General features: G+C 66.4%; 27 protein-coding genes and 1 riboswitch. Of the genes, 16 read left to right on the top strand and 11 right to left on the bottom strand.

What is annotated here, in order from left to right; translation table 11 throughout:
• Positions 1-20: 20 nt before the first annotated feature.
• The gene (locus tag Q4543_RS17010; RefSeq protein WP_303440221.1) at positions 21-875 is read right to left on the bottom strand and encodes an alpha/beta hydrolase; all 855 of its coding nucleotides are present in this window, start codon (positions 873-875) and stop codon (positions 21-23) included.
• A 162-nt stretch (positions 876-1,037) separates the two neighbouring features.
• Between Q4543_RS17010 and Q4543_RS17005 the strand changes: the two genes are divergently transcribed.
• The 3 genes from Q4543_RS17005 (at position 1,038) to Q4543_RS16995 (ending at position 5,386) form a co-directional block, all read left to right on the top strand.
• On the top strand, positions 1,038-1,835 hold the full coding sequence (locus Q4543_RS17005; RefSeq protein WP_303440218.1) for an SDR family NAD(P)-dependent oxidoreductase: 798 nt from the start codon (positions 1,038-1,040) through the stop codon (positions 1,833-1,835).
• A gap of 12 nt (positions 1,836-1,847) precedes the next feature.
• Positions 1,848-2,657, top strand: coding sequence for an SDR family oxidoreductase (locus Q4543_RS17000; protein ID WP_303440215.1), 810 nt, complete (start codon positions 1,848-1,850; stop codon positions 2,655-2,657).
• Positions 2,658-3,100: 443 nt separating this feature from the next.
• Positions 3,101-5,386, top strand: a complete 2,286-nt coding sequence (locus Q4543_RS16995) for an arginine/lysine/ornithine decarboxylase (protein WP_216002466.1) — start codon at positions 3,101-3,103, stop codon at positions 5,384-5,386.
• Here Q4543_RS16995 and Q4543_RS16990 read toward each other — a convergent pair whose 3' ends face one another.
• Positions 5,387-5,782, bottom strand: coding sequence for a PIN domain-containing protein (locus Q4543_RS16990; protein ID WP_303440211.1), 396 nt, complete (start codon positions 5,780-5,782; stop codon positions 5,387-5,389).
• Entirely contained in the window at positions 5,772-5,999 is a 228-nt protein-coding gene (locus Q4543_RS16985) for an AbrB/MazE/SpoVT family DNA-binding domain-containing protein (protein WP_303440208.1), read from the bottom strand. Before Q4543_RS16985 ends, Q4543_RS16990 begins: the two co-directional genes overlap by 11 nt.
• Before the next feature lie 294 nt (positions 6,000-6,293).
• On the opposite strand from Q4543_RS16985, the gene Q4543_RS16980 reads away from it, so the two are divergent.
• The 12 genes from Q4543_RS16980 (at position 6,294) to Q4543_RS16925 (ending at position 15,101) form a co-directional block, all read left to right on the top strand.
• Positions 6,294-6,740, top strand: a complete 447-nt coding sequence (locus tag Q4543_RS16980) for a TetR/AcrR family transcriptional regulator (protein ID WP_303440205.1) — start codon at positions 6,294-6,296, stop codon at positions 6,738-6,740.
• A gap of 134 nt (positions 6,741-6,874) precedes the next feature.
• The gene (locus Q4543_RS16975) at positions 6,875-7,099 is read left to right on the top strand and encodes a hypothetical protein (protein WP_303440202.1); all 225 of its coding nucleotides are present in this window, start codon (positions 6,875-6,877) and stop codon (positions 7,097-7,099) included.
• A 157-nt stretch (positions 7,100-7,256) separates the two neighbouring features.
• Entirely contained in the window at positions 7,257-7,592 is a 336-nt protein-coding gene (locus Q4543_RS16970) for a RidA family protein (protein WP_303440198.1), read from the top strand.
• A gap of 32 nt (positions 7,593-7,624) precedes the next feature.
• Positions 7,625-8,869 carry an FAD-binding oxidoreductase gene (locus tag Q4543_RS16965; protein WP_303440195.1) on the top strand — a complete coding sequence of 415 codons (1,245 nt, stop codon included), beginning with the start codon at positions 7,625-7,627 and terminating at the stop codon, positions 8,867-8,869.
• Between the two features lie 96 nt (positions 8,870-8,965).
• A riboswitch (TPP riboswitch) is annotated at positions 8,966-9,066 on the top strand.
• Between the two features lie 139 nt (positions 9,067-9,205).
• On the top strand, positions 9,206-10,186 hold the full coding sequence (locus Q4543_RS16960) for an FAD-dependent oxidoreductase (protein WP_303440192.1): 981 nt from the start codon (positions 9,206-9,208) through the stop codon (positions 10,184-10,186).
• A complete protein-coding gene (gene thiS / locus Q4543_RS16955; protein WP_303440190.1) occupies positions 10,170-10,367 on the top strand; it encodes a sulfur carrier protein ThiS in 198 nt (65 codons plus the stop codon). Before Q4543_RS16960 ends, thiS begins: the two co-directional genes overlap by 17 nt.
• A gap of 2 nt (positions 10,368-10,369) precedes the next feature.
• A complete protein-coding gene (locus tag Q4543_RS16950) occupies positions 10,370-11,140 on the top strand; it encodes a thiazole synthase (protein ID WP_303440188.1) in 771 nt (256 codons plus the stop codon).
• Complete coding sequence (locus Q4543_RS16945) at positions 11,137-11,733, top strand: thiamine phosphate synthase (RefSeq protein WP_216002476.1); 597 nt, start codon at positions 11,137-11,139, stop codon at positions 11,731-11,733. The genes Q4543_RS16950 and Q4543_RS16945 overlap by 4 nt, the downstream gene beginning before the upstream one ends.
• Complete coding sequence (locus Q4543_RS16940; protein WP_303440182.1) at positions 11,730-12,713, top strand: HesA/MoeB/ThiF family protein; 984 nt, start codon at positions 11,730-11,732, stop codon at positions 12,711-12,713. Before Q4543_RS16945 ends, Q4543_RS16940 begins: the two co-directional genes overlap by 4 nt.
• 8 nt (positions 12,714-12,721) lie before the next feature.
• Positions 12,722-13,654 (top strand): ABC transporter substrate-binding protein, encoded by a 933-nt coding sequence (locus Q4543_RS16935; RefSeq protein ID WP_303440267.1) that lies wholly within the window; start codon positions 12,722-12,724, stop codon positions 13,652-13,654.
• A complete protein-coding gene (locus Q4543_RS16930; protein ID WP_303440180.1) occupies positions 13,651-14,373 on the top strand; it encodes an ABC transporter ATP-binding protein in 723 nt (240 codons plus the stop codon). The genes Q4543_RS16935 and Q4543_RS16930 overlap by 4 nt, the downstream gene beginning before the upstream one ends.
• Positions 14,370-15,101 carry an ABC transporter permease gene (locus Q4543_RS16925; protein WP_303440177.1) on the top strand — a complete coding sequence of 244 codons (732 nt, stop codon included), beginning with the start codon at positions 14,370-14,372 and terminating at the stop codon, positions 15,099-15,101. Before Q4543_RS16930 ends, Q4543_RS16925 begins: the two co-directional genes overlap by 4 nt.
• Before the next feature lie 49 nt (positions 15,102-15,150).
• On the opposite strand, the gene Q4543_RS16920 is transcribed toward Q4543_RS16925, so the two are convergent.
• Genes Q4543_RS16920 through uraD form a run of 4 tightly spaced genes read right to left on the bottom strand, consistent with a single transcriptional unit; the run spans position 15,151 to position 18,449 of the window.
• Positions 15,151-16,431 carry a TRAP transporter large permease gene (locus Q4543_RS16920; RefSeq protein ID WP_303440174.1) on the bottom strand — a complete coding sequence of 427 codons (1,281 nt, stop codon included), beginning with the start codon at positions 16,429-16,431 and terminating at the stop codon, positions 15,151-15,153.
• A complete protein-coding gene (locus Q4543_RS16915) occupies positions 16,428-16,913 on the bottom strand; it encodes a TRAP transporter small permease (protein WP_303440170.1) in 486 nt (161 codons plus the stop codon). Before Q4543_RS16915 ends, Q4543_RS16920 begins: the two co-directional genes overlap by 4 nt.
• 1 nt (position 16,914) lies before the next feature.
• Complete coding sequence (locus tag Q4543_RS16910) at positions 16,915-17,904, bottom strand: TRAP transporter substrate-binding protein (protein WP_303440167.1); 990 nt, start codon at positions 17,902-17,904, stop codon at positions 16,915-16,917.
• Positions 17,901-18,449, bottom strand: a complete 549-nt coding sequence (gene uraD / locus Q4543_RS16905) for a 2-oxo-4-hydroxy-4-carboxy-5-ureidoimidazoline decarboxylase (RefSeq protein WP_303440165.1) — start codon at positions 18,447-18,449, stop codon at positions 17,901-17,903. The genes Q4543_RS16910 and uraD overlap by 4 nt, the downstream gene beginning before the upstream one ends.
• A 134-nt stretch (positions 18,450-18,583) precedes the next feature.
• Here uraD and Q4543_RS16900 point away from each other — a divergent pair, with 134 nt between their 5' ends.
• Positions 18,584-19,519: a LysR family transcriptional regulator gene (locus tag Q4543_RS16900; protein WP_303440162.1), complete on the top strand. Its 936-nt coding sequence runs from the start codon at positions 18,584-18,586 to the stop codon at positions 19,517-19,519.
• A 12-nt stretch (positions 19,520-19,531) separates the two neighbouring features.
• Here Q4543_RS16900 and Q4543_RS16895 read toward each other — a convergent pair whose 3' ends face one another.
• From Q4543_RS16895 to Q4543_RS16880, 4 genes are read right to left on the bottom strand one after another with little or no spacing between them, the layout of a single operon-like run.
• On the bottom strand, positions 19,532-20,206 hold the full coding sequence (locus tag Q4543_RS16895; RefSeq protein WP_303440159.1) for a Crp/Fnr family transcriptional regulator: 675 nt from the start codon (positions 20,204-20,206) through the stop codon (positions 19,532-19,534).
• Positions 20,203-21,210, bottom strand: a complete 1,008-nt coding sequence (locus tag Q4543_RS16890; RefSeq protein ID WP_303440156.1) for a hypothetical protein — start codon at positions 21,208-21,210, stop codon at positions 20,203-20,205. Before Q4543_RS16890 ends, Q4543_RS16895 begins: the two co-directional genes overlap by 4 nt.
• Entirely contained in the window at positions 21,207-21,728 is a 522-nt protein-coding gene (locus Q4543_RS16885; RefSeq protein WP_303440153.1) for a (2Fe-2S)-binding protein, read from the bottom strand. Before Q4543_RS16885 ends, Q4543_RS16890 begins: the two co-directional genes overlap by 4 nt.
• Entirely contained in the window at positions 21,725-24,502 is a 2,778-nt protein-coding gene (locus Q4543_RS16880) for a xanthine dehydrogenase family protein molybdopterin-binding subunit (protein ID WP_303440150.1), read from the bottom strand. The genes Q4543_RS16885 and Q4543_RS16880 overlap by 4 nt, the downstream gene beginning before the upstream one ends.
• Positions 24,503-25,299: the final 797 nt, after the last annotated feature.

The following is a 25,299-nucleotide window of genomic DNA, read 5'->3' as shown; positions in this document are numbered from 1 at the left end:
GGTCGGCTCCTGTCTCGGGGTTAACCCGGCAGGGGCGAGCGGGTTCCCGCCGAACCAACATTGCGCTCGCTGGCGGCGCGGGCAAAGGCCGCAATACGCCCCAGCGCCGCGGCGCCTTGCGCAACCGCGTCGGGCCATAGCGGGAACAGGTGAAACAGCCCCGGCGTCACGTGCAGCGAGACATCCACGCCCTGAAGCGCCGCCGCGCGCGCCAGCAGCAGGCCGTCATCCAGCAGGATCTCGGCCCCGGCCAGTTCCAGATGCAGCGGCGGCAGGCCCGACAGATCGCTGCCCAGCGGCGAGACGTCAGGATCGTCCGGCGGCAGGCCGGGCAGGGCGATGCGCCCCAGCCATGCATCGGTGGCGTCATCGTTCATCGCGTCGCTGCCGCGTTGCCGCGTGGTGCAGCGCCCGGTGCGGTCGGTGTTGGGCGAGATCAGCGCCAGCCCGAGGCAGGGCTGGCGCCGCGCGAGGGCAAGCGCCAGATGCCCGCCCGCGCTGTCTCCACCCACACATACCGGCCCCAGCGCGCCCAGCACCGCCAGCGCATCCTCCAGCATCGCGGGCCACGGGTGCTCTGGCGCAAGCCGGTAGTCGGGCAGGATCACCCGCAGCCCCGTTTTGGCCAGCGCGGCAGCCAGCATCAGATGGGTTTGCGCGCTGCCGAACACATAGCCGCCGCCGTGCAACCACAGCAGGTCAGGCCCGGTTCCGATGGCGCGGCAGGGCACACCGCCAAGCTCAAGGGGTTCGCCCACAGGTTGAGGCCCGGCCAACCGGGCAAAGCCATCGCGGCGGGCGGCAATGTCGCCATCCATCGCCACGCGGGCGATATGGGCGCGCAGCTCGGCTTCGCTGCGGGGGCGGTGGGTCATGGGGCTGTCCTTTGCGTCATGCTTCCCAACGCGGTAGCGCGCAATTCGCCCGATCACGGCTGCGCGAGCGCGCCGCGCCATCGGAACCGCAGGGTGGTGGCGCCCGTTTCGGCTCTGACCCCCGCATGGCGGGGCCTTGATCTCAGGAAAGGACACCAGCGCATGGATTTGCAGATTTCAGGGCGGATCGCCGTGATCACCGGCGCCGCCGGCGGCATTGCCAAGGCCACCGCACAGGCGCTTGCCGCCGAAGGCGCAAAGCTGTTTCTCACCGATGTCAGCGCTGGGGCGCTTGACGCCGCCGCTGCCGATCTGGGCGATGCGGTGATCGGCACTCGCGCTGCCGATCTTACCAGCGACAGCGACATCGAAGCGCTGAAAGCGGATGTCGAAGCCAAGGGCGGGGCGGATATCCTCGTGCACATGGCCGGGATCACCGGCGCCAAGGGCGACCCGCTCGACATGAGCACGGATGACTGGTTCGACTGCTGGAACACCAACTTCATGTCTGGCGTGCGCATGGCCAAGGCATTCGTGCCGCATATGGCGCAGCAGGGTTGGGGCAGGGTGGTGTTCACCGTGTCGGAAAACGCCGTGCAGCCTTATCCCGACGAGGCGGTCTACAATGCCTCGAAGGCAGCGCTGCTTAGCTTCGTCAAGGCGCTGAGCCTGCCCTACGGCCCCAAGGGGGTGCTGGTGAATGCCGTCATGCCCGCCTTCATAGAGAGCCCGATGACCGACGGCATGATGGAAAAACGCGCCGACGCGCTTGGCGTGTCGATGGACGAGGCCATCGCAAGCTTTCTCGACGAAGAGCGCCCCTACCTGTCGCTGAAACGGCGCGGCAAGCCCGAAGAGGTCGCGGCGGCGGCGGCGATGCTGTGCTCGGGCGTGGCGAGCTTTACCAACGGGTCGGCCTGGCGGGTCGACGGCGGCGCGGTTGCCGCGATCAACACTTGAACGGAGACCAACATGAGCGAACTGAGCCAGTTTTTCCCCGAACCCGAATACATCGACGACGCCTACAACGGCGCTGGCAAGCTGACCGGCAAGCGCACGCTGATCTCGGGCGGTGACAGCGGCATTGGCCGCGCCGTGGCGCTGCATTTCGCCCGCGAGGGGGCGAAGGTGGCGATCCTCTACCACAGCGCCGAGGACAAGGCCGAGGAAACCCGCCGCGCGCTGGAGGCCGAGGGGGCCGAGGTGCTGGTGATGCAGGCCAATGCCGCCGAGCGCGGCGATTGCGAGGCAGCGGTCAGCGCGGTGGTGCAGGCGTGGGGCGGCATCGACGTGCTGGTCAACAACGCCGGGATGCAAAAGGCCCATCACGATCTGACCGAGGTCAGCGACGACGATTGGCACAGCCATTTTGCGGTGAACATGGACGGGATATTCTACCTGTCGCGCGCCGCGCTGCCGCATATGCCCGAGGGCGCCAGCATCATCAACACCAGCTCGATCAACGCCTTCATCGGGAATGAGACGCTGCTGCCCTACACCGCCACCAAGGGGGCCATCGTCAGCTTTACCCGCGCTCTCGCGAAGCAGCAGCTTGGCAAGATCCGGGTGAACGAAGTCGCGCCGGGGCCAATCATCACCGACATACAGGACGCCTTTGCCGATTTCGACGAGGACAAGCTGCGCAACATGGCCGCGCCGATGGGGCGCATGGGCCATCCGCGCGAGGTTGCGCCTGCCTACGTGTTTCTCGCCAGCCGCGACGGATCTTTCGTCACCGGACAGACGATTCACGTCAACGGCGGAATGATCTGCAACGGCTGAAAAAGAAAGGGACGGCGGCAACTCTCAGGGAGGAGGAGAGAGAGTTGCCGCCAATTTCCGGGGCCAAGGGAGGAGGAGAAGGCCCCAGGAAACTTGTGTACGCCTTGGCGTCTTGGGACCCTATTTAGGGGCTGCTGCGCCGCAGCACAATTGCCGCAGGTGCAATTCCGAAATGCATCGTTTGCATGGCAGCGTTAAAAAGGTCTTAATTTGTCATGTTTTCAATATGCTGCAGGTCGCAGGGCAAGTTGGTGCCGCAATGCCCTTGGCCCTTGATGCGACCAAGGTCGAGTTTTTTCTCAAATCGTCCGGGCCTCGTGGGCGCGATCTGGCCACTGCCGCCGCTGAACCCCCGAAGGTTCGTGCGCTTCTGCCCCCCTTGACGTATCCCGGCCGTGTCGAAACAACGGGGCCAATTCCCGGCGCGCCAACAGGAGACGCCCATGAAATTCCGCTTTCCCATCGTCATCATCGACGAGGATTTCCGGTCCGAGAACACCTCGGGCCTTGGCATCCGCGCCCTTGCCGACGCCATCGAAACCGAAGGGTTCGAAGTGCTCGGTGTGACCTCTTATGGCGATCTGTCGCAATTCGCCCAGCAGCAAAGCCGCGCCTCGGCCTTTGTGCTGTCGATCGACGACGAAGAATTCAGCCCCGGCCCCGATCTCGACCCCGCCGTGCTGCACCTGCGCCAGTTCATCGAGGAAGTGCGCTGGAAGAACGCCGACGTGCCGATCTACGTTTACGGTGAAACCAAGACCTCGCGCCATCTGCCCAACGATATCCTGCGCGAGCTGCACGGCTTCATCCACATGTTCGAGGATACGCCGGAATTCGTCGCCCGCCACATCATCCGCGAGGCGAAAAGCTACCTCGAAGGCATCCAGCCGCCGTTCTTCAAGGAGCTGCTGGATTACGCCGAGGATGGGTCTTATTCGTGGCATTGCCCCGGCCATTCGGGCGGCGTGGCCTTCCTGAAATCGCCCATCGGGCAGATGTATCATCAGTTCTACGGCGAAAACATGCTGCGCGCCGATGTCTGCAATGCGGTCGAGGAACTTGGCCAGCTGCTGGACCACAACGGCGCCATCGGGGCGTCGGAACGCAATGCCGCGCGGATCTTCAACGCCGATCACTGTTTCTTTGTCACCAACGGCACCTCGACCTCCAACAAGATGGTCTGGCATCACACCGTCGCCCCCGGCGATGTGGTGGTGGTCGACCGCAACTGTCACAAGTCGATCCTGCACGCGATCATCATGACCGGCGCGATTCCGGTGTTCCTGAAACCGACGCGCAATCATTTCGGCATCATCGGCCCGATCCAGCGCAGCGAATTCGAGCCAGAGACGATCAAGGCCAAGATCGCCGCCAACCCGCTGCTCGAAGGCTATGATCTTGATGCGATCAAGCCGCGCATCATGACCCTGACGCAATCGACCTATGACGGCGTGCTCTACAACACCGAGGTGATCAAGGGCCTGCTCGATGGCTATGTCGAGAACCTGCATTTCGACGAGGCATGGCTGCCGCACGCCGCCTTCCATTCGTTCTATGGCCAGTACCATTCGATGGGCCGCAAGCGGGGCCGCACCAAGAAATCCGTCACCTACGCCACGCAATCGGTGCACAAGCTGCTGGCGGGGATCAGCCAGGCCAGCCATGTTCTGGTGCAGGACGCCGAAGAGGTGCCGCTGGACCGGCACCTGTTCAATGAATCCTACCTGATGCACACCTCGACCTCGCCCCAGTACAGCATCATTGCGTCCTGCGATGTGGCGGCGGCGATGATGGAGCCGCCGGGCGGCACCGCGCTGGTCGAGGAATCGCTCGACGAGGCGCTGGATTTCCGCCGCGCCATGCGGCAGGTCGACGAGCAATACGGCAATGACTGGTGGTTTCAGGTCTGGGGCCCGGAAGAGCTTGCCGAAGAAGGCATTGGGCGCACCCGCGACTGGGAACTCAAGAAGACCGACAGCGAAGGCGTCGAGACCGGCGGCGAAGACAGCTGGCACGGCTTTGGCGACATGGCGCCCGGCTTCAACATGCTTGACCCGATCAAGGCGACGATCATCACGCCGGGCCTGAACATCGATGGCTTCTTTGCCGAAACCGGCATTCCGGCGTCGATCGTGTCGAAATACCTCGCCGAGCATGGCGTGGTGGTGGAAAAGACCGGGCTCTACAGCTTTTTCATCATGTTCACCATTGGCATCACCAAGGGCCGCTGGAACACGCTTCTGGCCTCGCTTCAGCAGTTCAAGGATGATTATGACAGGAACAACCCGCTGTGGAAGGTGATGCCGGAATTCATCGCCAAGCAGCCGCGCTATGAAAAGATGGGGCTGAATGAGCTGTGCCAGCATGTGCATGCGCTTTATGCCAAATACGACGTGGCGCGGCTGTCGACCGAGATCTACCTCAGCGATCACCACCCGGCGATGACCCCCTCGGCGGCCTTTGCCAATATCGCCCGCCGCAAGACCGAGCGGGTCGAGATCGACCATCTCGAAGGCCGGGTGACAACGTCGCTGGTCACGCCCTATCCGCCGGGCATCCCGCTGCTGATCCCCGGCGAGGTGTTCAACGCCAAGATCGTCGATTACCTGCGCTTCAACCGTGAATTCGCCCGCGAATGCCCCGGATTCGAGACCGACATCCACGGCCTCGTGGTGGAAAAGGACGACACCGGCGTGATGCGCTATTACGCCGATTGCGTGGCGCAATAGTCAGGCGAACGGGTTGACCAGACGCAGCCGGTCTTCGATGAGAAGACCGGCGTGCATGTCTTCGGTATATAAGGTCTCGCAGCCCGCGATCAGGGCGGCGGCGGCGATCATCGCATCATACACGCTCAGCTGATAGCGTTCGGCCAGCGCGCGGCCCACGGCGTGGGTCTGCGCGCTCAACGGCTCGACGCGGCACAGCCGCTCGATGCCGCCAAGAAACGCCCCGGCTTCGGCCCAGCTCATCCCGGCCTTGCGGCGGCAATTCACCAGCGCCTCGTTAAGCACCTGCACGCTGATCACCGGGCGCGCCAGCAGCAATGCCTCGGCGCGGTCGGCCTTGGCGCCGCCCGCCAGAAGGTAAAGCACCACGTTGGTGTCGAGAAACTCAGCGCTCATGCGCGGCGTCGCGGCTCAGCCTGTCTTCGGGGGCCAGCCGGCCACGAAAGCGGCGCAGCTCGTCCAGCACCTCCTGAGGGCGGGGCTGGCGGCTCACCGCAAGCCCGGCCTCGCCGGGCACCAGCTCGATCTGATCGCCCTCGCGCAGGTTCAGCTTGCGCACAAGCTCGGCGGGCAGACGCACCGCCAGAGAATTTCCCCATTTTGCGATCTGCATGGCGGCCTCGTCTGGATATACTTTGAAAATTGTATATCATTCTGTCCGCTCCCGCAATCCTGCCCGCTCCGCGCGCGCCCTTCGACGGCAGCACCCCGGCCTCTGGCACGTTTCGCCGCGCTGCGCTCAGAGCAGCTTGCTGCGCGCTCACCGGCCAAAGCGCCGCAACGTGGCCTTCGGCCGGGTGCATCAGCGTCGTTTCCCCCCGCGCGCCGGGCCGCACCGTCGCATCGAGCACCCCATCAAAATTCACCGCGCGCGCCCCCCACCAGCAGGGTACGTCCCCTCTCGGAGATGGCGTTCATCTGCGCAAAGCTCGACCTGTCGGTGATGTTTTGCGGGTTTAACCGCAAGATATCGCCGTCACAGCCTGCCTGCTTCCGCGGCGTGCGGCACGCAGGGTTCGATCCCCCGCGCCGGAGAAAGCCTGCAGCGGCCGCTGACCTCGCGCAGATCGGCCGCGCCGCAGCCGTCGGGCTGACCCGCGAAGCGGTGGTCGATGCGGCGCTGCGCCTGATGAACGAAACCGGCGTGGCCGGGTTTTCGGTGCGCGAACTGGCGCGGCGGCTCGGGGTGTCTCCGGCGGCGATCTACCACCATCTTGGCGGCTCGAAACACGATCTCTTCGCCGAGCTGGCCTCGCGCATCACCACCGATCTGATGGACCCGGGCGAGGTGCGCGAGGATTGGCGCTGGACCATCAAAGAGCTGCTTTACCGTTACAGAACAGCCTCTTTGTAGCATCCTCACCTTGCCAACATGATCGGCGCGAACCTGCTGGCCAATGGCCCCTCGCATATGGGGATGGTCGAGATATCCTTGGGGCGCTGCGCCGCGCGGGCTATGACGGCCCGCCGCTGATCGAGGCGATGAACATGCCGATCGGCGGCGTCTACGGCTTTATCACCATGGAACTTGCACCGGATGGCCGCCCCGCCTCGACCAATTGGGGGCAGGCGTTCGACAGCGCGCTCAATGCGCTGCCGCCCGAGCAGTTTCCCGAATGCGTGCGGGCGATGCCGCAGATGAAGACCCGCGCCTTTGTGCGCGCTGGTCCACTGGCACCGAGGTTCCCTTTCACAGCGGCTTTGACGCGCTGATCGACGGGCTGCTGCCTGCGCTCGAGGCACAGCGACCCATCGTCATGGCGCAATGGCAGGCAAGCGCCCCCGGTGGTTGACGTTTGTTGTTCACTGCTCAATGGCTTGCAGCCATGGCAGCAACGCCATGAAGAATAGAACACACCAGAGGTGACACATGTCCGATATCCCGCTTTCCAAGGTCCGCCGCGTCGGCAATACCGTTTATCTGTCCGGCGAGCTTGGCTTTGACGAGACCGGCGGCATGCCCGAGGGCATCGAGGCGCAGACTCACAATTGCCTGTCGCGCATCCGCGAGACGCTCAAGGGCGAAGGTCTGGCGCTGACGGATGTGGTCTCGGCCACCTGCCATCTGACCGACAAGGCGGATTTCGCCGCCTTCAACGCGGTTTACGCCAGCTATTTCCCCGAGCCACGCCCAGTGCGCACCACGGTCATCGCAGAGCTGGTGATCGAGGCAAAGCTCGAGATCACGGTCATCGCGGTCATCTGAGCCACGCGCGGCGCGACAGCAAAGGGACGCAAATGTCAGAGGTCATGGTGCTGGGGGCGGGCATGGTCGGCGTTGGCAGCGCGCTTGCGTTGCAGGCGCGCGGTCATGCGGTCACCCTGATCGACCGGCGCGCGCCGGGCGAGGAAACCAGCTACGGCAACGCCGGGATCATCCAGTCCGAAGCGGCGGAGCCCTATGCCTTTCCCCGCGATGCCGCGACATTGCTGAAATTCCTGTCGGGGCGCAGCAATCAGCTGCGCCTGTCGCCGCTGCCGGTACTGCAGATGGCGGCGGGCTTACTGTCCTACTGGGCCAATTCGGCGCCGCAGCGCCATGCCAGCGCGTCGCGGATCTATGCGCAGCTGACGCGCCGCTCCGTCGATGATCATGGCCCGCTGATCGACGCGGCCGGGCAGGGCAACCTGATCCGGCAGGCCGGTTTTTTCGAATTCTATCGCAGCGCCGCCGCCTTTGACGCGCAGGCGCAATACGCCCACCGCATGGAGGCGGAATTCGGCGTGCCGTTCCGCGCGCTCGACGGCGCGGCCTTTGCCCGCGAAGAGCCATCGTTTCAAACCCGCTATGCCGGGGCGCTGCACTGGACCGGCAGCTGGACCTGCGCCAGCCCCGGCCGGCTGACCGGGGCCTATGCCGATCTCTTCGTGGCTCGGGGCGGCAGGCTGGCGCGCGGTGACGCAGCAAGCCTGACGCAGCAGGGCAGCGGCTGGACAGTGCAGGGCGAGGCTGGGCCGCTGAGCGGCGAACATGCTGTGATCTGCCTTGGCCCTTGGTCGCCCGAAGTTCTGAAACCGTTTGGCTATCGCGTCAACATGGTGTGGAAGCGCGGCTATCACCAGCATTTCACCGGCTCGGCGCCGCTTCAGCGCCCCTGTGTCGATTCCGAACACGGGCTCGTGCTGTCGCCGATGACCCAAGGTCTGCGCATGGCCACCGGCGCGGCGCTGGTGGGGCAGACCGATCCGGTCGATCGCGCGCAGCTGATCTTTGGCGAGCGGGTGATGCGCCGCGAGATCGACCTTGGCCGCGTGGTCGAGGATCAGCCGTGGTACGGGCATCGCCCCTGCCTGCCGGACATGCTGCCGCTTGTCGGAAAGGCGCCGCGCCATGCCGGGCTGTGGCTCAATTTCGGCCATGGGCATCAGGGCTTCACGCTGGGGCCGACGACGGGGAGCCTGCTGGCCGACGCGATGGCGGGGATGGGCTCTGATCTGATCGAGGCGCTGTCTCCGGCGGGGCGGGCGGCTGTCATCCGCTGACCCGTCTTGGCGCTCTGCGGCAGAGGCTGTTCATCAATCCAGACGCGATCCCCCGCGACGGCCCTTGTAGGCCGCGCGCGAAGCGGCTAGCCTTTGCGAAATCCGTTGGGGTGCCCCGTCAGGGGCTGAGAGGCATGTGCCAACCCATCGAACCTGATCCGGGCAATACCGGCGTAGGGAACGGAGAGAGCGCAGACCCCGGCGATATTGCCCCTGCGCCCCCCTCCTCCTTTCCGCGCCGACCGCCCGCGCCGATGGAGGACCAAAGATGAGGCCACAACCAGCTTGCATTGCCGCTGCCGGAACGGGCAGCGCGCCATGCGCCGGAGCGCGGCCATGACCCGCGCCATGGTGATCGGCGGCGGCGTGGCCGGGCTTTGCACCGCGAGCGAACTGCTGGCGCGGGGCTGCGAGGTGACACTCTGCGATCCGCAGCCCGATCCCGGCCCGCATGGCTGTTCGTGGTGGGCGGGCGGCATGCTGGCGCCGTTCTGCGAAGGCGAAACCGCCGAAGAACCGGTGGTGCGGCTGGGCCAGCTATCCGCCGACTGGTGGGAAGGGCAGGGCGCCACGGTCACCCGCAAGGGCACGCTGGTGCTGACCCTCGGGCGCGACCGGCGCGAGCTTGACCGTTTTGCCCGCCGCACCAGCGGGCATGTGGCGCTGGATGACGCGGGGATTGCGGCGCTAGAGCCCGATCTTGCCGGGCGCTTTGGCCGCGCCCTGCACATGTCCAGCGAGGCGCATCTGGACCCGCGCGCGGCCCTGCAGACCCTGCGCGCCCGGCTGGAGCGCTCTGGCGTGCGCTTTGAGCCGCGAGAGGCCACGCCCGAGGGGCTGACCTTTGATTGTCGCGGGCTGAGCGCGCGAGATGCGCTGCCGGACCTGCGCGGCGTCAAAGGCGAGATGGTGATCCTGCGCAGCGCCGACATCGCGCTGGCCCGCCCGGTGCGCCTGCTGCACCCGCGCTATCCGCTGTATGTGGTGCCGCGCGCCGACGGGATCTTTATGCTGGGCGCCACGCAGATCGAAAGCGACGAGCGTCACCGGCGCAGCGTGCGCTCGGTGTTCGAACTGTTGTCGGCGGCCTATGCGCTGCACCCGGCTTTTGGCGAGGCAGAGCTGGTCGAAATCGGCGCCGATGCGCGCCCCGCCTTTCCCGGAAACCTTCCCCGCCTGCGCCGGCGGGGGCAGACCTTTTATCTTAACGGGCTGTTTCGTCACGGCTTTCTGCTTGCCCCCGCCTTGGCGCGGATGGCGGTGGCCGCCGCGCTGGACGGTCAGAAAACGGAGTTCATGGATGAAAGTCATGATTAACGGCACCGCCACCACGCTGGCATCGACCACGCTTGCCACCGCGCTCGACGAGCTTGGCTATGGCGAGGCAAAGCTCGCCACCGCGCTGAACGAGACCTTCGTTCCGGCGGCGTCCCGCGCCAGCACCACGCTGTCCGAGGGCGACCGGATCGAGATCGTCACCCCCCGGCAGGGAGGCTGAACATGCAGCTTTACGGAACCGACATCGCCTCGCGCCTGATGCTGGGCACGGCGCAATATCCCTCGCCCAGCGTGCTGGCCGAGGCGTTCCGGCGCTCTGGCGCGGGCATCGCCACGGTCTCGGTGCGCCGCGAGGCGGGGGGCGAGCGGGCTGGCGCGGCGTTCTGGGATCTGGTGCGCGATCTGGGCGTGGCCTTGCTGCCCAATACGGCGGGCTGCCATTCGGCACGCGAGGCGGTGACCACGGCGCATATGGCGCGCGAGCTGTTCGACACGTCGTGGATCAAGCTCGAGGTCATCGGCCATGCCGACACCTTGCAGCCCGATCCCTTTGCGCTGCTCGAGGCGGCGCGCATCCTGTGCGACGACGGCTTCAAGGTGTTCCCCTACACCACCGAGGATCTGGTGCTCGCCGACCGGCTGTTGAACGCGGGATGCGAGGTGCTGATGCCATGGGGCGCGCCCATCGGCTCTGGGCTTGGGCTGACCAATATCTACGGGCTGCGCTGCCTGCGCGCGCAGTTTCCCGATGTGCCGATGGTGGTCGATGCGGGGCTGGGCCTGCCCAGTCAGGCGGCGATGGCGATGGAAATGGGCTTTGACGCTGTCCTGCTCAACACCGCCGTGGCGCGTGCGGGCGACCCGGCGGGCATGGCCGATGCCTTTGCCCGCGCGGTGCAGGCCGGACGGCTGGCCCATGAGGCCGACCCGATGGAGCCGCGCGACATGGCTGCCCCCTCGACTCCGCTGATCGGCAAGGCGTTCCTGTCATGACGCTGGACAGGTTCTATCCGATCTTCGACAGCCTCGAGTGGCTGGAACGGGCGCTGCCGCTTGGGGTCAAGCTGGTGCAGCTGCGCGTCAAGGATCAAAGCGAGGCCGCGCTTTTGCCGCTGGTGAGCAAGGCGCAGGCGCTGTGCCGACAGCATGGCGCGGTGCTGGTGGTCAACGATCACTGGCGCGCGGCGATCGAGGCTGGCTGCGACTGGCTACATCTTGGGCAGGAAGATCTCGACACCGCCGATCTTTCGGCGATCCGCCGGGCGGGGCTGCGGCTGGGGATCAGCACCCATGACCACAGCGAACTTGACCGGGCGCTTGCCTTGGCCCCGGATTACGTGGCGCTCGGCCCGGTCTATCCGACGATCCTCAAGCAGATGAAATGGCAGCAGCAGGGGCTGGACCGCTTGACCGAATGGAAGCGTCTTGTCGGCGCGGTGCCGCTTGTCGCCATCGGCGGGATGAGCGTGGCGCGCGCGCCGGGGGCGTTTGCCGCGGGGGCCGATATCGTCTCGGCGGTGACCGACATCACGCTGTGCGACGATCCCGAGGCACGGATCGGCCAATGGCTCGAGGTGACGCGATGAGCCGCTATGCGCGCCAGATCGCGGTGCCCGAGCTGGGGCCACAGGGGCAGGCGCGGCTGCGCGGCGCGCGGGTGCTGGTGGTCGGCGCAGGCGGGCTTGCGGCGCCGGTGCTGCAATATCTTGCCGGGGCAGGGGCGGGGCAGCTGCGGCTGATCGACCCCGACCGCGTCGAGCAAAGCAACCTGCACCGCCAGACCCTGTTCCGCGAGGCGGACATAGGCCAGCCCAAGGCCGAGGTCGCCGCAGGGGCGGTGCGCGGGCTCAACCCCGATTGCGCCGCCGAGCCGATTGTCGGCGCCTTGGGGCCGCAGAACGCGGTGGCGCTTTGCGCGGGCATGACGGTGGTGCTGGATTGCGCCGACAGCTTTGCGGTCAGCTACATCCTGTCCGACACCTGCCGCGATCTTGGCCTGCCGCTGATCAGCGCCTCGGTGGTGGGCACCACCGGACATGTCGGCGGCTTTTGCGGCGGCGCGCCCAGCTTGCGGGCGGTGTTTCCCGATTTGCCACAGCGCGGCGGATCTTGCGCCGAAGACGGGGTGCTTGGCCCGGCTGTCGGCGTCATCGGCGCGCTGCAGGCGCAGATGGCGCTGGCGGTGATCGCCGGGCTGGTGCCCTCGCCGCTGGGGCAACTGGTGACGTTCGAAGCGCTTGGCCTGCGCTTTGGCGGCTTTGGCTTTGCCGGTGCGCCGGAGCCAGCGCATGGCCCGCGCTTTATCGCGCCCGCGCAGATCACCCCGGGGGATTTCCTGATCGACCTGCGCGCCGAAGGCGAGGCGCCGCTGCTGCGCCCATTTGCCCGGCGCCTGACGGTGGAGGCATTCGGCCCGGATGGCCCGGTGCCGGCCCCCGGCCAGCGCGCCGTGCTGTGCTGCCGCTCTGGCCTGCGCGCTTGGCAGGCCGCCGACCGCCTGTCCCGCATCTGGGACGGAGACATCACCCTTGTTGCCCTTGGCACATCCGATGGAGACCCCGCATGATCAACCGACTGAAACCGGCGCTTGCGGCGCTGGCGCTGCTTGCCACGCCCGCCGCCGCGCAGGACCACATGACCGTCATGCTCGACTGGTTCGTGAACCCCGACCATGGCCCGATCATCATCGCGCAGGAAAACGGCTATTTCGCCGAACAGGGGCTGGAGGTCGAGGTGATCGCCCCCGCCGATCCGTCCGACCCGCCCAAGATGGTGGCCGCCGGGCAGGCCGATCTTGCGATTTCCTACCAGCCGCAGCTGCACCTGCAAGTTGCCGAGGGCATGCCGTTGATCCGCGTCGGCACGCTGGTGGCCACGCCGCTGAACTGCCTGCTGGTGCTCGAGGATGGCCCGATCGACGCCCTGTCCGACCTCAGGGACCGCAAGATCGGCTTTTCGGTGGCCGGCGTCGAAGAGGCGTTGCTTTCGGCGATGCTGGGGCAGGAGGGGCTGACGCTGGACGATGTCGAGCTGGTCAACGTGAACTGGTCGCTGTCGCCGGCGCTGATGTCGGGGCAGGTCGATGCGGTCATCGGGGCCTTCCGCAATTTCGAGCTGAACCAGATGCAGATCGAAGGGATCGCCGGGCGCTGTTTCTACCCCGAGGAAGAGGGCGTGCCGACCTATGACGAATTGATCTACGTCGCCAACCCAGAGCACATGGACAAAAACATGATCCGCCGCTTTCTGGCCGCGACCGAAAAGGCAACGCAGTATATCGTCAACCACCCGCAGCAAGGCTGGGAGATCTTTGCCGCCACTTCGGCAGAACTTCAGGACCAGCTGAACGAACTTGCCTGGGCCGACACCGTGCCGCGCTTTGCGCTGCGCCCCGAGGCGCTGGACGCTGGGCGCTATACGCGGTTCGAGGCGTTTCTGGCAGAGGCGGGGCTGGTCGAGGGCACCCGCCCGGTGTCGCGCCTTGCGATTGATCCGGGCGCGCCATGAGCATCACCGGCCTGCACCTGTCGGGCAGCGCGCATATCGGCGCGGCAAGGCTGTTCGGGCCGGTAACGCTTGATGCGCCGGCGGGGGCATGGACCTGTCTGCTTGGCCCCTCGGGGGTGGGCAAATCGAGCATCCTGCGCTTGCTGGCGGGGCTGGGCGAGGGCGTGGTGTTCGACGGCAGGCTTGGTGCCGATGACGGGCAGCCGCTGACGGGGCGGGTCGCGCTGATGGCGCAGGGCGATCTGCTGCTGCCATGGCTCGATCTTGTTGGCAATGTCACGCTTGGTGCGCGGCTGCGCGGCGCGCCTGCCGACAAGATGCGCGCGGCAGAGCTGTTGCGCCGCGTCGGGCTGGCCGCGCATACCAGCAAGCGTCCCGATGCGCTGTCGGGCGGGCAACGCCAGCGCGTGGCGCTGGCCCGCACGCTGATGGAAGACCGCCCGGTGGTGCTTTTGGACGAGCCGTTTTCGGCGCTGGACGCCCGCGCGCGGGCGCAGATGCAGGATCTCGCGGCGGCGCTTCTGGCCGGGCGCACCGTGCTGCATGTCACCCATGACACGCTCGAGGCGGCGCGGCTTGGCGAGCAGGTATTGCTGATGACAGAGCAGGGCATGCGCAGCATCGCGCCCCCCGCCGCCCCGGCGCCACGGCCACATGATGCCTGCGAAACGCTGGTGTTTCAGGGCCATTTGCAGCGCTTGCTGATGATGCCCGCATGAGCCGGGTTTTGCGCATTGCGGCGCTGATCGTGCTGGGGTGCCTTGTCTGGCAGGCGCTGGTTCAGCTGGGCGATCTGCCACGGTTCATCCTGCCCGGCCCGCTGCTGGTGTTCTCGACGCTGTGGCACAGCTGGGCGCTGATTGCCCATCATGCGCTGGTCACGCTGGCCGAAGTGCTGATCGGCCTTGGCCTTGGCGCCGCGGCGGGATTTGTCACCGCAATCGTTCTGGCCGGTTCGGCGGCGGCGCGGGCGGTGCTGCGCCCGATGCTGGTGTTCAGTCAGGCAATCCCGGTGTTCGCGCTGGCGCCGATCCTGACGCTGTGGCTGGGCTATGGCATGGTGTCAAAGATCGCCATGGCGCTGCTGATCATCTATTTCCCCGTGACCTCGGCCTTCTTCGACGCGCTGATCCGCACGCCGCCGGGCTGGCTGGAACTGGCGCGGGTGATGGGCGCCTCGCCGCTGCGCACGCTTTGGCGCATCCGGGTTCCGGCGGCGCTGCCGGGCTTTGGCTCGGGGCTGCGGCTGGCGGCGGTCTATGCGCCGATCGGGGCGATCATCGGCGAATGGGTCGGGGCGTCGCAGGGGCTGGGCTATCTGATGCTGCTCGCCAACGGGCGTGCCAAGATCGACCTGATGTTCGCCGCGCTCATCGTTCTGGCGGTGCTGACGCTGGCGCTTCACGCTGGCATCGACGCGCTGTGCCGGAGGGTCTGGCGGATCTGATGCCGGGCAGGTTAGTGCCCGGCATCCCTTGGCGGCAGCGCAGGCCGCATCAATACCCCATCCGGTCCGGCAGCCATGTCACCACGCCGGGGACCAGCATGCACAGCAGCAGCACCGCGTACATGGCGGCGATGAAGGGCCAGCTTTCCCGCACCAGCTCTCCCATCTTTACCCCGGTGATGCCGGTCACCACGAACAGCACCACGCCGACCGGGGGCGTCAGCATTCCGATGACGAGGTTCAGCACGAACAGAAAGCCAAAGTGCAGCGGATCGATGCCGTAGGTGATCGCGATGGGATGGAACAGCGGCACCAGCATGATGTAGGCGGCGTTGGATTCCAGAAACATGCCGACCACCAGCAGCATCAGGGCCACGAGGCAGAGGAACACGAACGGGCTGTCCGTCACGCCCTGAAGCAGCGCCGCCAGCTTGAACGGCAGCATGTCGATGGTGAACAGGAAGGTCACCGTCGAGGCAAAGGCGATCATCGCCGCCACCAGCGCCGAGGTCTTGGCGGCGGTCAGCAGCACCTCGGGCAGATCGGCGATGCGCAGCTTGCGCGTCACGAAAAAGCCGAGGAACAGCGCGTAACACACCCCGATGGCGGCGCCTTCGGTGGGGGTGAACGCACCGGCCACGATGCCGCCGATCACCACCACCGGCATCAGGAACACGATGATGCTGCGGCGCAATTCCCGCGCCACATGGGCCAGCGAAAACGGCGCGCCCGCCAGCGGGTAGTTGCGTTTCCACGCGATCAGCCAGCACAGCACCATGAAGGTCGCGAACAGGATCAGCCCCGGCACCACGCCCGACATGAACATGCCGCCAACGCTGACCGACGATCCCGCCATGAAGGCATAGACGATCATCGCCCCCGATGGCGGGATGATCGGCCCGAGGTTGGCCGCCGCCGCCACCACGCCGGTTGAAAACCCCAGCCCGTATTGCTTGCGCAGCGATGGCACCAGCGTCGAGGACAGGGCCGAGGCATCGGCAACCGCCGCCCCCGACACCGATGCCAACCCGGCCCCCGACACGATGGCCACCTGCGCCAGCCCGCCGCGCATCCGCCCGATGAAGGCGTTGGCGAAATCGACCAGACGGTCCATGATGCCGCCCTTGAGCATCAGCTCTCCGGCGATCATGAACAGGGGAATCGACATCAGCGGAAAGGAATTCACCGCGTTCATCAGCCGGGGCGGCAGCATCAGCAGGTCGATCCCGGCCATCCACAGCCCCGCGATCGCCGCCACCCCCAGCGCAAAGGCAAGCGGCATGCCCAGAAAGGCCAGCACCAGAAAGCTGACAATGACGAACAGGCTCATGGTTTGATCTCCGCCGGAACGAGGGTGAGATGGGCAAGGTGCAGCGCCCCGTGAAGCGCGCCAAGGATCACCGGAAAGAAGAACACCGATGAGGTCATGTCGATCGATCCCAGCCGTTCGGACCATGTGGACAGCGCAACCCAGACCGACGTGACGAGCACCACCAGCATCATCGTCGCCGCAAGGGCGCTCATGATGCGGGCCAGCATGCGGCGCTGCGGCACAGGCAAGAGTTTGACCACAAGGTCGATGCCGACGTGGGTGCCGTCGCGGACGCCCAGCGGAATGGCCAGAAACATGGTCCAGACGAAGGCGATGCGGCTGACCTCGTCGGCCCAGTCAAAGGAGCCGTTGAAGACGTAGCGCATCACCACCTGCGCCGACACGACGGCGACCATCGCCGCTGCCCCGGCCATGACGGCAACACGCGCGCCGGTGTCGGCGCGCGTGAGGATCGCGGTCAGAATGCGATCTGCGCTCATGCTACATGCCGCTTTTGGCGGTCTCGGTGTCCAGAAGCTGCACCAGCTCCGGGTCGAGACGGGCTTTGGTGTCGGCGGCAACGCCAGCGGTCTTTGCGCGAAGCTCGGCGGCCAGCGCGGCCGAGACCGGCGTATAGGTCATGCCTTTTTCCTCAAGGATCGCCAGGCCGGCGGCGTCCTGCTCGGCGGCAAGCTCGCGCTGATAGGCGATGGCGGTATTCATGGCCTCGGAGACCATCGCGCGGGTGTCGTCATCCAGCCCGTCGGCCCATTTCTTGTTGCCGACCACCGAGATGAAATCAAAGAAATGCCCGGTGTTCGAGACGTATTTCTGCACCTCGGCGTACCCGGCCACGTTGATGATCGCAAACGGGTTTTCCTGCCCGTCGATCACGCCCTGTTCCAGCGCGGAATACAGCTCTTTGACATCCATCGCCACCGGGTTGGCCCCAAGGGCGCGGAAGGTGGCAAGATGGGTCTCGTTGGGCTGAAGGCGGATCTTGAGGCCTTCGATATCCTCGACCGTCTCGATGGCGCGGGCGTTGTTGGTCAGCTGGCGAAAGCCCAGCTCCATGTAGCCCATCGAGGTCATGCCGGCCTCGGCCATCTTTTCGTCAAGCGCCGCGCCGACCGGGCCATCGACGATCTCGAACGCCGTCTCGCGGTCGGGGAACTGGAAGGGCAGGCCGATGATCTCGAGCTCGGGCACGGTGCGGGTCAGGTAGGCGGTGCCGACCCACATCAGTTCGATCGCGCCGACCTTGACGGCCTGAACGTTCTCGGCCGCGCCGCCAAGCTGCTGGGCGGGGAAGATATCGACCTCGATCTCGCCGCCGGACAGGCGCTCGAGCTCTTCCTCGAACTTGACCATGGCAAGCGACGAGGAATGTTCGGTGGCGAAATTGCCCGCGACGCGGATCTTTTCGGCGTGGGCGACACTGGCGGTCAGGGCGATGACCGAGGCGGTAAGAAGGGGGCGTGCAAAGCTCATTGGGCGTGCTCCTGAGGACGGTGGTGGGGGAGGGGCGCAAACGCCGCTGCGGCGCGGGCGCGGATCACCGAGGCAATCTCGGCGAGGGTTGAGACGTGTTCTTCGATAGGCGAGGCAGTCACGCGGCGCTCGAACAGGTCGAACAGCGTGGCCAGATCGGGCACCCGGTGCAGCGCGATGATGAACGGGTGACCAAAGCGCGCGCCATAGGCGGCATTCAGCCGGGTCAGGCGCTGTGCATCGCGCCGGTCCAGCGACATCAGGCCAAGGCGGGCCTGCTCGCCGGTCGATGCGGGGGTCATGTCGCCGGCCAGCGCTTCGCGCCCGGCCAGCTCGGGGTGAACGCGGAACATGGCAAGGCGGCGCTCGGCCCCCGACAGCAGGATGGTTTCGACCAGCGCCTGCGCCACTGCCGCGTCGTCGGCGAAAGGCCGCGCGCTCAGACTGTCCTGCGCGACCCATGCAGAGCGTTCGACCAGCGGCGCAAGCAACGCAAGTGCGTCGTCGCGATGCGCGTGGTTCAGGATGTCGAGAGGGTGTGTCATAAACATTCCATAGGCTTGGTCGCGGTATCTGGCTTGACCATAGCGGGCGGTTGTCGTTGCAATCCATGATATAAGGGGCAATCATGCGTTCTATAAATTAGAATGGGCCGCCACGGCGGTGACGGGGGGGCGCCATGTCGCTGTATCTGGTTCCTAAATCGTTGCTGTATATCGAAGCGGTGGCCGAACATGGCGCGATCCAGTCGGCCGCGCGGGCGATCCGGATTTCCGCCTCGGCCATCGACCGGCAGATCAAGCTGATCGAAGATCGGCTTGGCACGCAATTATTCGACCGACAGACCACCGGCATGACGCTGACCTCTGCCGGGGAAATGTTCGTTCTGCTCGCGCGGCGCTGGCAAGAAGACGAAACCCGCCTGCTGTCGGACATCCGGCAGATGCAGGGGGTGGATTTCGGCCATGTCCGGCTGGTGGCGATGGACAGTCTGGTCAACGGGCTGGTGCCGCGCTTTCTCAAGGCGGTGGCGCGGGAGTACCCGAGGGTGCGCGTCGATGTCGAGATCGCGACCCCGGACGGCGCGGCCGAACTGCTGGACAGCGGTCAGTGCGATCTGGCGCTGTGTTTCAACCTGCGCCCGAGCCGCGACATCCATGTGCTGTGGAGCGCGGGGCTGCCGCTGTATTGCGTGCTCGCGCCGGGGCATCCGCTGGCGCAGCAGCCCAGCGTGACCTTGGCGCAGGTGCGCGCCTATCCCATCGCGGTGCAAAGCCGGGCGCTGGCGATCCGCCGGATGCTCGAGGCGCGCCATTCGTGGATGTTCGAGGACGGCCCGCCGCCGGTGGTGACCAATTCGCTGCAACTGCTCAAGCAACTGGTCATCGGGGGCGCGCATGTGGCGCTGACCTCGGAAATGGATGCGGCGCCAGAGCTGCTGTCAGGGCAGATGCGCGCGATCCCGGTGGCGGGCAGCAACACCGCCGCGCAGACCATCTCGCTTGCGATCAACGCGCGCCACAGCCTGCCGCGCATCGCCTCTGTCCTGTCGGAGGTTTTGATTCAGGAGGCCGAGGCGCTGCTGCACAGCCTGCGCAGCCGCCCCGCCGGGTGATCCACGCCGGGCTCAGTCGCCGGACAGATCGGCGAGGGTGTCGTGCAGCGAGTCGGGCTTGAGGATACGCACCTCGCCCTTGGCCACGTCGATGATGCCGTCGGCGCGCAGGCGGCCCAACGCCTTGTTCACGCTCTGGCGCGAACAGCCGAGAATGGCCGCCAGATGGGCCTGATTGGCCCGCACCCGGTCGCGGCCGTCGCACAGGGTGCGCAGCCGCAGGAACAGCCGCTGGTCGAGCGAGCCGTGCTGATCAAGCGCCTTGACCGCGTTGTCGGCGGCCATGCGGCTGCGAAACACCGAGGCGACGTTGCGGATGAACAGCGGCGCGCGCAGGAATTCGAACACCACCTGAGTCGGGCAGAACAGCACCGTGGCCAGCGCCTGCGCCCGGCACGTCGCGATGCAGGTCTCGCCCGAGATGCATTCGATCTCTCCGGCAGTATCGCCGGTGCCAAGATGGGCCAGCAAGGTCTGCTCGCCTTGTGGGCCGGTCATCAGAACGTCGATCCGGCCATGCGCTACGAGGAAGATCCCCGGAGATTGCGCGCCCTGATGCAACAGGATCTCGGGGGACTCGTAGGTGCGGGAGGTGCACCGGTTGAGAAAATCTGCCTTGTCGTCCTGCGACAGATCGGTGAGCATCTTGGCTTTCTGCAAATGCGGAAAGGCCACGGAATTCTTCATGGACTGGCGGGAACCTTCTGGTAAGACAATATCTTGCTTACCACGCACTGTGCCTGCGACGGCTCGGCACAGCAAGTCTGAACCTGCGCAATTGCCTCGCCGTAGATCTCGCGCCACGCTGCTTCGCTCAGGCCGATGTCGGGCGGCATGGCATGGCTGAGCGGCCATGAGCGCGCCGCCGCGTTGGCACCGGGAAAGGGCGCGCCGGTCATCCATGCCGCGAGCTGCCCGCAGCTTCCGGGCTTGCCGCCGAAATCGTCCATCGGCGCGGCGCCATCCATCGCTGTCAGCGCGCCGGTGCCGATGCGGTGGCATCCAAGGCAGGTGTTGTCGCGCGGCGACATCTGATGCGTCGGCCAGCGCGCAAAGCCAAGCCCCGCGTCGACATGGGCATAAGGCCCCAGCGGATTGGTCGGCACGTGGTCCCAGACTTGCCCGACAAAGGGCGAATACATGAACGGATCATTGTCGTGGCAGGTGCCGCAGCCATCGGCGAGCACGGTTTCCGGCGCGGCCCAGAACGCGGCGCTGCTTGCCTCGGTTGGCGAGGGCACGGCGGTGCCGCTGACCGGCGCGCTCTCGCCCTTGGCCTGAAACCAGCAGGTCTCCCCGGTGGCGGGGTTGTGGGCGATGACATCGATCTCGTCATAATCGGTCGAGGTTGCGCCGCGAAACACCTTCTGGCGGCACATCACCGACACCTGCGCCGTCTTGGTCGACAGGTTGAGGATGCGCGAGAAGGGCACGCATTGCCCATCCGGCCCGTGACCATTGTCAAGCAAGGCGGGGCGGTCGCAGCTCTGCGGCACGTGGTCGGTGATCTCGACCCCGTTCACTGTGATCGGCACGGCGACGCCTTCGGCGCAATCAAAGCTGGGGATCGGTCCGATGGCGGCGCTGCAGGCCTGCCCGTAAACTGCCGATGGTGTCTGTTCGTTGGCGAGGGTCAGCACCGTGGCCAACCCCAGCGCAAAGGCGATGATCGCGCTCAGGATATGTTTCATCGCTGCGGTGCCCCTTGGCCGTTGGCCGCGATGGCAAGCGCGCGCAGGGCTTCAAAATAGCGCACATAGCCGGTGCAGCGGCAGATATGCGTGCCGATGGCGGCGCGCATGGCGTCTTCGATCTGCTCCGGCGGGATGGGCTGCGCTTCCAGCCCGTGCAGAAAGATCCGCGCCGCCATCACGAAGCCGGGGGCGCAATAGCCGCATTGAAAGGCGAAATGGTCAAGGAACGCCTGCTGCACCGGGTCCGGCACGCCATCCCGCGCCACGGATTCGATGGTCGAGACCTGCGCGCCATCCAGCGTTGCCAGCGCGGTCGAACAGCTGATGATTGGCGTCGGCGCAGGGCTTGGTGGCTTGACCACCTGCACGGTGCAGGCCCGGCATACGCCGATGCCGCAGCACAGTTTGGTGCCGGTCAGGTTCAGATCGTCATGCAGGAAATCCAGCAGCGTCTCGGTGCCGCGGGCATCGGGCAGATCGTGCAGCGTGCCGTTGACGCGCAGGCGGATGGTCATGGCGTCAACCCCGCAAGGATCTTGTCGGGCGTGATCGGCAGCGCGGCAAAGCGCACCCCCGTCGCATCCCTCAGCGCGTTGGAGATCGCCGGCGGCACAGAGCACATCACCGCTTCGGCGATGCCCCGCCCGGTGCGCGCGCTGCCCGGCGGCGGATCGAGCGTGATCAGCTCTTGCGCCCGGCCGCCGGGTGCATAGCGCCCGCCCAGCGGCACGTCGTTGGCGCGCGCCACGTGGTAGCGGTGAAGGTTCCATGTGCCATCCGCCGGGCCGGCCATGCCGGGAGGCATGTCTTCAAGGAGGGTATAGCCGATGGCCATGGCCACGCCGCCCTGGCTTTGCCCGGACACCAGCTGCGGCACGTGGATATGCCCGGCGTTGAGCACGCTCAGCACGTTTTCGATCCGCACCGCGCCGGTGCCGTGATCGACGGTCAGCCCCACCACGTTGATGCAGGGTGCCCAGACATAGCGCGCATAGCGGGCGGTTTCGGGCGCGGGATAGCGCCCGTTCCGGCGCGGGATCGGCGTGGCGCTGTCGCCATGATAATAGGCCAGCCCGTCGAGTTGCAGCCGCATTGTGCCGCCGGGGGTGTCGTAATCGGCCTCGGCCCATGTGTTCTGGAAATATCCATGCCCGAGCGCGCCGGTCGGCAGGCCCAGCTCGTGCACCCGCGCCGCCAGCGCTGCCAGCGGCAGCGGCCTGCGCCCCGGCGCGCTCAGGCGGCCGCCCTGCCACTGCGCATCGCCCGCAGGCGCGCCCCACAGATCGGCGGCGGCCACCAGCACCGAACCGCGCAGCAGCGCCTGCGCCGTCTGCTGCAGCGTGCCGACCTGATGCAGCGCCGTGAGGCAGGCCGAGGATGACCCGGTGCCCTTTTGCGTCCACATCGGATCGTCCCAGCCCGCGGGATTGGCGCCATCATCGCTCAGCCCGGTCTGGCCGAACAGGCTGTACCCGCCCATTTTCACCTCGGAAGCGTTGGCGCCAAGGATCGGCCCGATCACCACCCCCAGCGTGGTGGCCGAGCCATTGCCCATGTCGATGGCATCGGACACCACCCGCAAGCTGCCGTCGCGCGCCAGATGCACCGCCGCCACCATGCCATCGCCCGAGGTGCCATAGGCCTGCATCGACATCGCCAGCCCGGTGCCATAGCTGCGCCCCTGCGCCGCATGTGCGGCCTTGATCACGGCGCGCTCGCGCCAGAGCGGATGGGCCTCGGCGATGTCCAGCATCTCGGGCAGGCTCAGCGATTGTTCGATCGGCCCGCCGGTGACCGTGATGTCGCCCAATTCGATGAGGTTGGCGCGGCGCAGCGCCACCGGGTCCCAGCCCTGCGCGGCGGCCAGATCGTCCAGCGCGGTTTCGATGGCGAAATAGGCCTGCGGGCCGCCAAAGCCGCGCTGCGAGCCGCCCGAGACGTTTTCGCTGTGCAGCGCCTGCGCGTTGATGTCGGCGAGGGGCAGGCGGTAGCTGCCCCCGGCACAAAGCGCGCCCAGCGAGGCGACATAGGGCGACAGGTTGCGCCGCCCGCCGCCGTCGAACACCATGTCCAGCCGGATCGCTTCCAGTGTCATGTCGGGGTGGGCGTAAAGCGTGCCCTCGACGCTGGCGGCGTGACGCTTGAGCCCGACGCGAAACTGTTCGAACCGGTCATAGGCAAGCCGAACCGGGTTGCCATCGGCAAAGGCCACCGCCAGCGCCAGCATCAGCGAAAACGGCGAGCTGTCGCGCCCGCCAAAACCGCCACCGGGATAGCAGCTGTGCAGCGTCACCTCGTCGAGCCTTGGCACCGGAGAGCCTTTGCTGGCGAACATCGCGGCGATATTGTGCAGATCGCCGTCGGGTGACTGGGTGCCCAGCACCAGTTGCAAGGCGTTGCTGGCCGGGTCGATCCAGGCCAGCCCGGATTCGGGTTCCATGAACATCGGGTCCATGGCGCGCATCCGGGTGCGGATCGGCTGGCGGAGCAGGCCGGGGGCCGCCTCCAGCGCGGCGCGAATGCGGCGCTGCACCTGCGGTGCTTCGCGCTCGTAGCTGTCGGCGTCGGTGCTGGCGTAGTCGAACTGCGCATCCTTGACGTAGAGCGTCGGGCTCTGGAACGGCGCGCCGGGTGCGGGCGCGCCCTGCGGGCCATCGCCGGGGCCGTAGCGCTGCACGGTGCCATCATCGCCTGCCAGAAACCGGCGCGCGGCGCGATAGGCCGCAAGGCTGTCGAACAGCAGCAAGGCCACCGCCTGCCCAAGGAAATTCGGCGTCGTGCCGGGCATCACCAGCAGATCGAAGTTCAGACCGTCAGGCTGGTTGAAACTGCCGTCGGCCTTGGCCTGATGCGCTGTCAGCCGCGCATCCACGTGCAGATCGCGCCGGAACAGCAGCGGGGCGTCGAAAAACGCCGGGTCGAGATCGCTGCCCAGCACCAGTCGCGCCGGCTGCGCCTCGGGCGGCAGGGGCGCCAGATCGACGCCTAGAAACGCCTGCTGAGTAGTGCGGGCGCGCAGATACATTGCGTGCCATTCCCGGTCGGGCCAGCCGTCCATGTCTCTGGCACGAAAGTCGCGGGCAAAGATCTTTTGCCCGGTGACCTTGGCGAGCCCTTCGATGCGCTGCGTCGCGACCCCCGGCAGGGGGCTGGGCTGCGGCACAGGGTTTGCGGATTGGCCAGAAGCGCCCGGCAGGCCGAGGATGCTGAGGCCGACGGTGCCGGTGGCGGTATACAGGAAGCTGCGGCGCGACATCCGCGTCTTGTCGATGTCAGGCCGGTTTGGCACGTACTTCCCCTATCAACTGGCGCGCCGCGACATTCGGAAACCGGCGGAAACATCCTGCTTCGTTCGCTTCACCATAGCCTCGCTGTGGGCCGACTGACCGTCAATAGCCTTGTCGGAACAGGCGGGATCGAAAAAGCTGGATTGCCCTGTGGCGCAGCAGGTTGCACGGGGGGGGTACTGGGTCCGGACACCGACGGGGAGCCTGCGTCCGGACCCAAGGGCCACGACGGCCCTGAACACAACCAAACACCTGTACCAAATTGTCAGACCGGTACATCGAGACCCTCCGGTAAAGTGGCGAAAAACCACCCGGCTGCCGCCAGAAATCTGCGGCACCGAAGAGCGAGCTTAGTAATAAGGTGACACCGCGGCGGGCAAAGCGCCCATAACCACGACGCCACCTTCAAAGGGCTTTCTGAAAACAAGTGAAGGAAATATCGAACCTTCCAACTGAAACAACTTACGTAGGGAAAGGTGACATGCGACATGCGATTCCCAAACGTCGAATCTCGGGAAGAAGTCGCGCGTTTGACACATGCCGGTGTTTGCATGCGATTTGCACCGAGCCAGCCAAGCGTCTGGACAGGGAGCGGCCTTGTGCAACACAGGCCGCTGACATCATTGACTGGCATCTGCCGCTGTTTGCCCTACCTCAACGCGGCTCCCATTGCCTGCGAGGGTAGGACGCGAAGCAAAATTCGACCATATTTTAAGGCACAGAGGGCTCTGTTGCACAAAGCCTGTGAGGGATTCACCTTGCGAATCCAGTGCGATAACTGGAGGGGATGAGCAGACCG

Origin of the sequence: Salipiger sp. 1_MG-2023 (assembly GCF_030547555.1) — a bacterium.
Lineage (GTDB): Bacteria > Pseudomonadota > Alphaproteobacteria > Rhodobacterales > Rhodobacteraceae > Salipiger.
The sequence above is the reverse complement of the archived record's forward strand: the minus strand, read 5'-3'. Positions and strand labels throughout refer to the sequence as shown.

Bases quoted from the DNA above. Each gene is read 5' to 3' on its own strand.
- Q4543_RS17010 (WP_303440221.1), bottom strand. From the start codon at position 875: ATGACCCACCGCCCCCGCAGCGAAGCCGAGCTGCGCGCCCATATCGCC.
- Q4543_RS17005 (WP_303440218.1), top strand. From the start codon at position 1,038: ATGGATTTGCAGATTTCAGGGCGGATCGCCGTGATCACCGGCGCCGCC.
- Q4543_RS17000 (WP_303440215.1), top strand. From the start codon at position 1,848: ATGAGCGAACTGAGCCAGTTTTTCCCCGAACCCGAATACATCGACGAC.
- Q4543_RS16995 (WP_216002466.1), top strand. From the start codon at position 3,101: ATGAAATTCCGCTTTCCCATCGTCATCATCGACGAGGATTTCCGGTCC.
- Q4543_RS16990 (WP_303440211.1), bottom strand. From the start codon at position 5,782: ATGAGCGCTGAGTTTCTCGACACCAACGTGGTGCTTTACCTTCTGGCG.
- Q4543_RS16985 (WP_303440208.1), bottom strand. From the start codon at position 5,999: ATGCAGATCGCAAAATGGGGAAATTCTCTGGCGGTGCGTCTGCCCGCC.
- Q4543_RS16980 (WP_303440205.1), top strand. From the start codon at position 6,294: ATGGCGTTCATCTGCGCAAAGCTCGACCTGTCGGTGATGTTTTGCGGG.
- Q4543_RS16975 (WP_303440202.1), top strand. From the start codon at position 6,875: ATGCCGATCGGCGGCGTCTACGGCTTTATCACCATGGAACTTGCACCG.
- Q4543_RS16970 (WP_303440198.1), top strand. From the start codon at position 7,257: ATGTCCGATATCCCGCTTTCCAAGGTCCGCCGCGTCGGCAATACCGTT.
- Q4543_RS16965 (WP_303440195.1), top strand. From the start codon at position 7,625: ATGTCAGAGGTCATGGTGCTGGGGGCGGGCATGGTCGGCGTTGGCAGC.
- Q4543_RS16960 (WP_303440192.1), top strand. From the start codon at position 9,206: ATGACCCGCGCCATGGTGATCGGCGGCGGCGTGGCCGGGCTTTGCACC.
- thiS (WP_303440190.1), top strand. From the start codon at position 10,170: ATGAAAGTCATGATTAACGGCACCGCCACCACGCTGGCATCGACCACG.
- Q4543_RS16950 (WP_303440188.1), top strand. From the start codon at position 10,370: ATGCAGCTTTACGGAACCGACATCGCCTCGCGCCTGATGCTGGGCACG.
- Q4543_RS16945 (WP_216002476.1), top strand. From the start codon at position 11,137: ATGACGCTGGACAGGTTCTATCCGATCTTCGACAGCCTCGAGTGGCTG.
- Q4543_RS16940 (WP_303440182.1), top strand. From the start codon at position 11,730: ATGAGCCGCTATGCGCGCCAGATCGCGGTGCCCGAGCTGGGGCCACAG.
- Q4543_RS16930 (WP_303440180.1), top strand. From the start codon at position 13,651: ATGAGCATCACCGGCCTGCACCTGTCGGGCAGCGCGCATATCGGCGCG.
- Q4543_RS16925 (WP_303440177.1), top strand. From the start codon at position 14,370: ATGAGCCGGGTTTTGCGCATTGCGGCGCTGATCGTGCTGGGGTGCCTT.
- Q4543_RS16920 (WP_303440174.1), bottom strand. From the start codon at position 16,431: ATGAGCCTGTTCGTCATTGTCAGCTTTCTGGTGCTGGCCTTTCTGGGC.
- Q4543_RS16915 (WP_303440170.1), bottom strand. From the start codon at position 16,913: ATGAGCGCAGATCGCATTCTGACCGCGATCCTCACGCGCGCCGACACC.
- Q4543_RS16910 (WP_303440167.1), bottom strand. From the start codon at position 17,904: ATGAGCTTTGCACGCCCCCTTCTTACCGCCTCGGTCATCGCCCTGACC.
- uraD (WP_303440165.1), bottom strand. From the start codon at position 18,449: ATGACACACCCTCTCGACATCCTGAACCACGCGCATCGCGACGACGCA.
- Q4543_RS16900 (WP_303440162.1), top strand. From the start codon at position 18,584: ATGTCGCTGTATCTGGTTCCTAAATCGTTGCTGTATATCGAAGCGGTG.
- Q4543_RS16895 (WP_303440159.1), bottom strand. From the start codon at position 20,206: ATGAAGAATTCCGTGGCCTTTCCGCATTTGCAGAAAGCCAAGATGCTC.
- Q4543_RS16890 (WP_303440156.1), bottom strand. From the start codon at position 21,210: ATGAAACATATCCTGAGCGCGATCATCGCCTTTGCGCTGGGGTTGGCC.
- Q4543_RS16885 (WP_303440153.1), bottom strand. From the start codon at position 21,728: ATGACCATCCGCCTGCGCGTCAACGGCACGCTGCACGATCTGCCCGAT.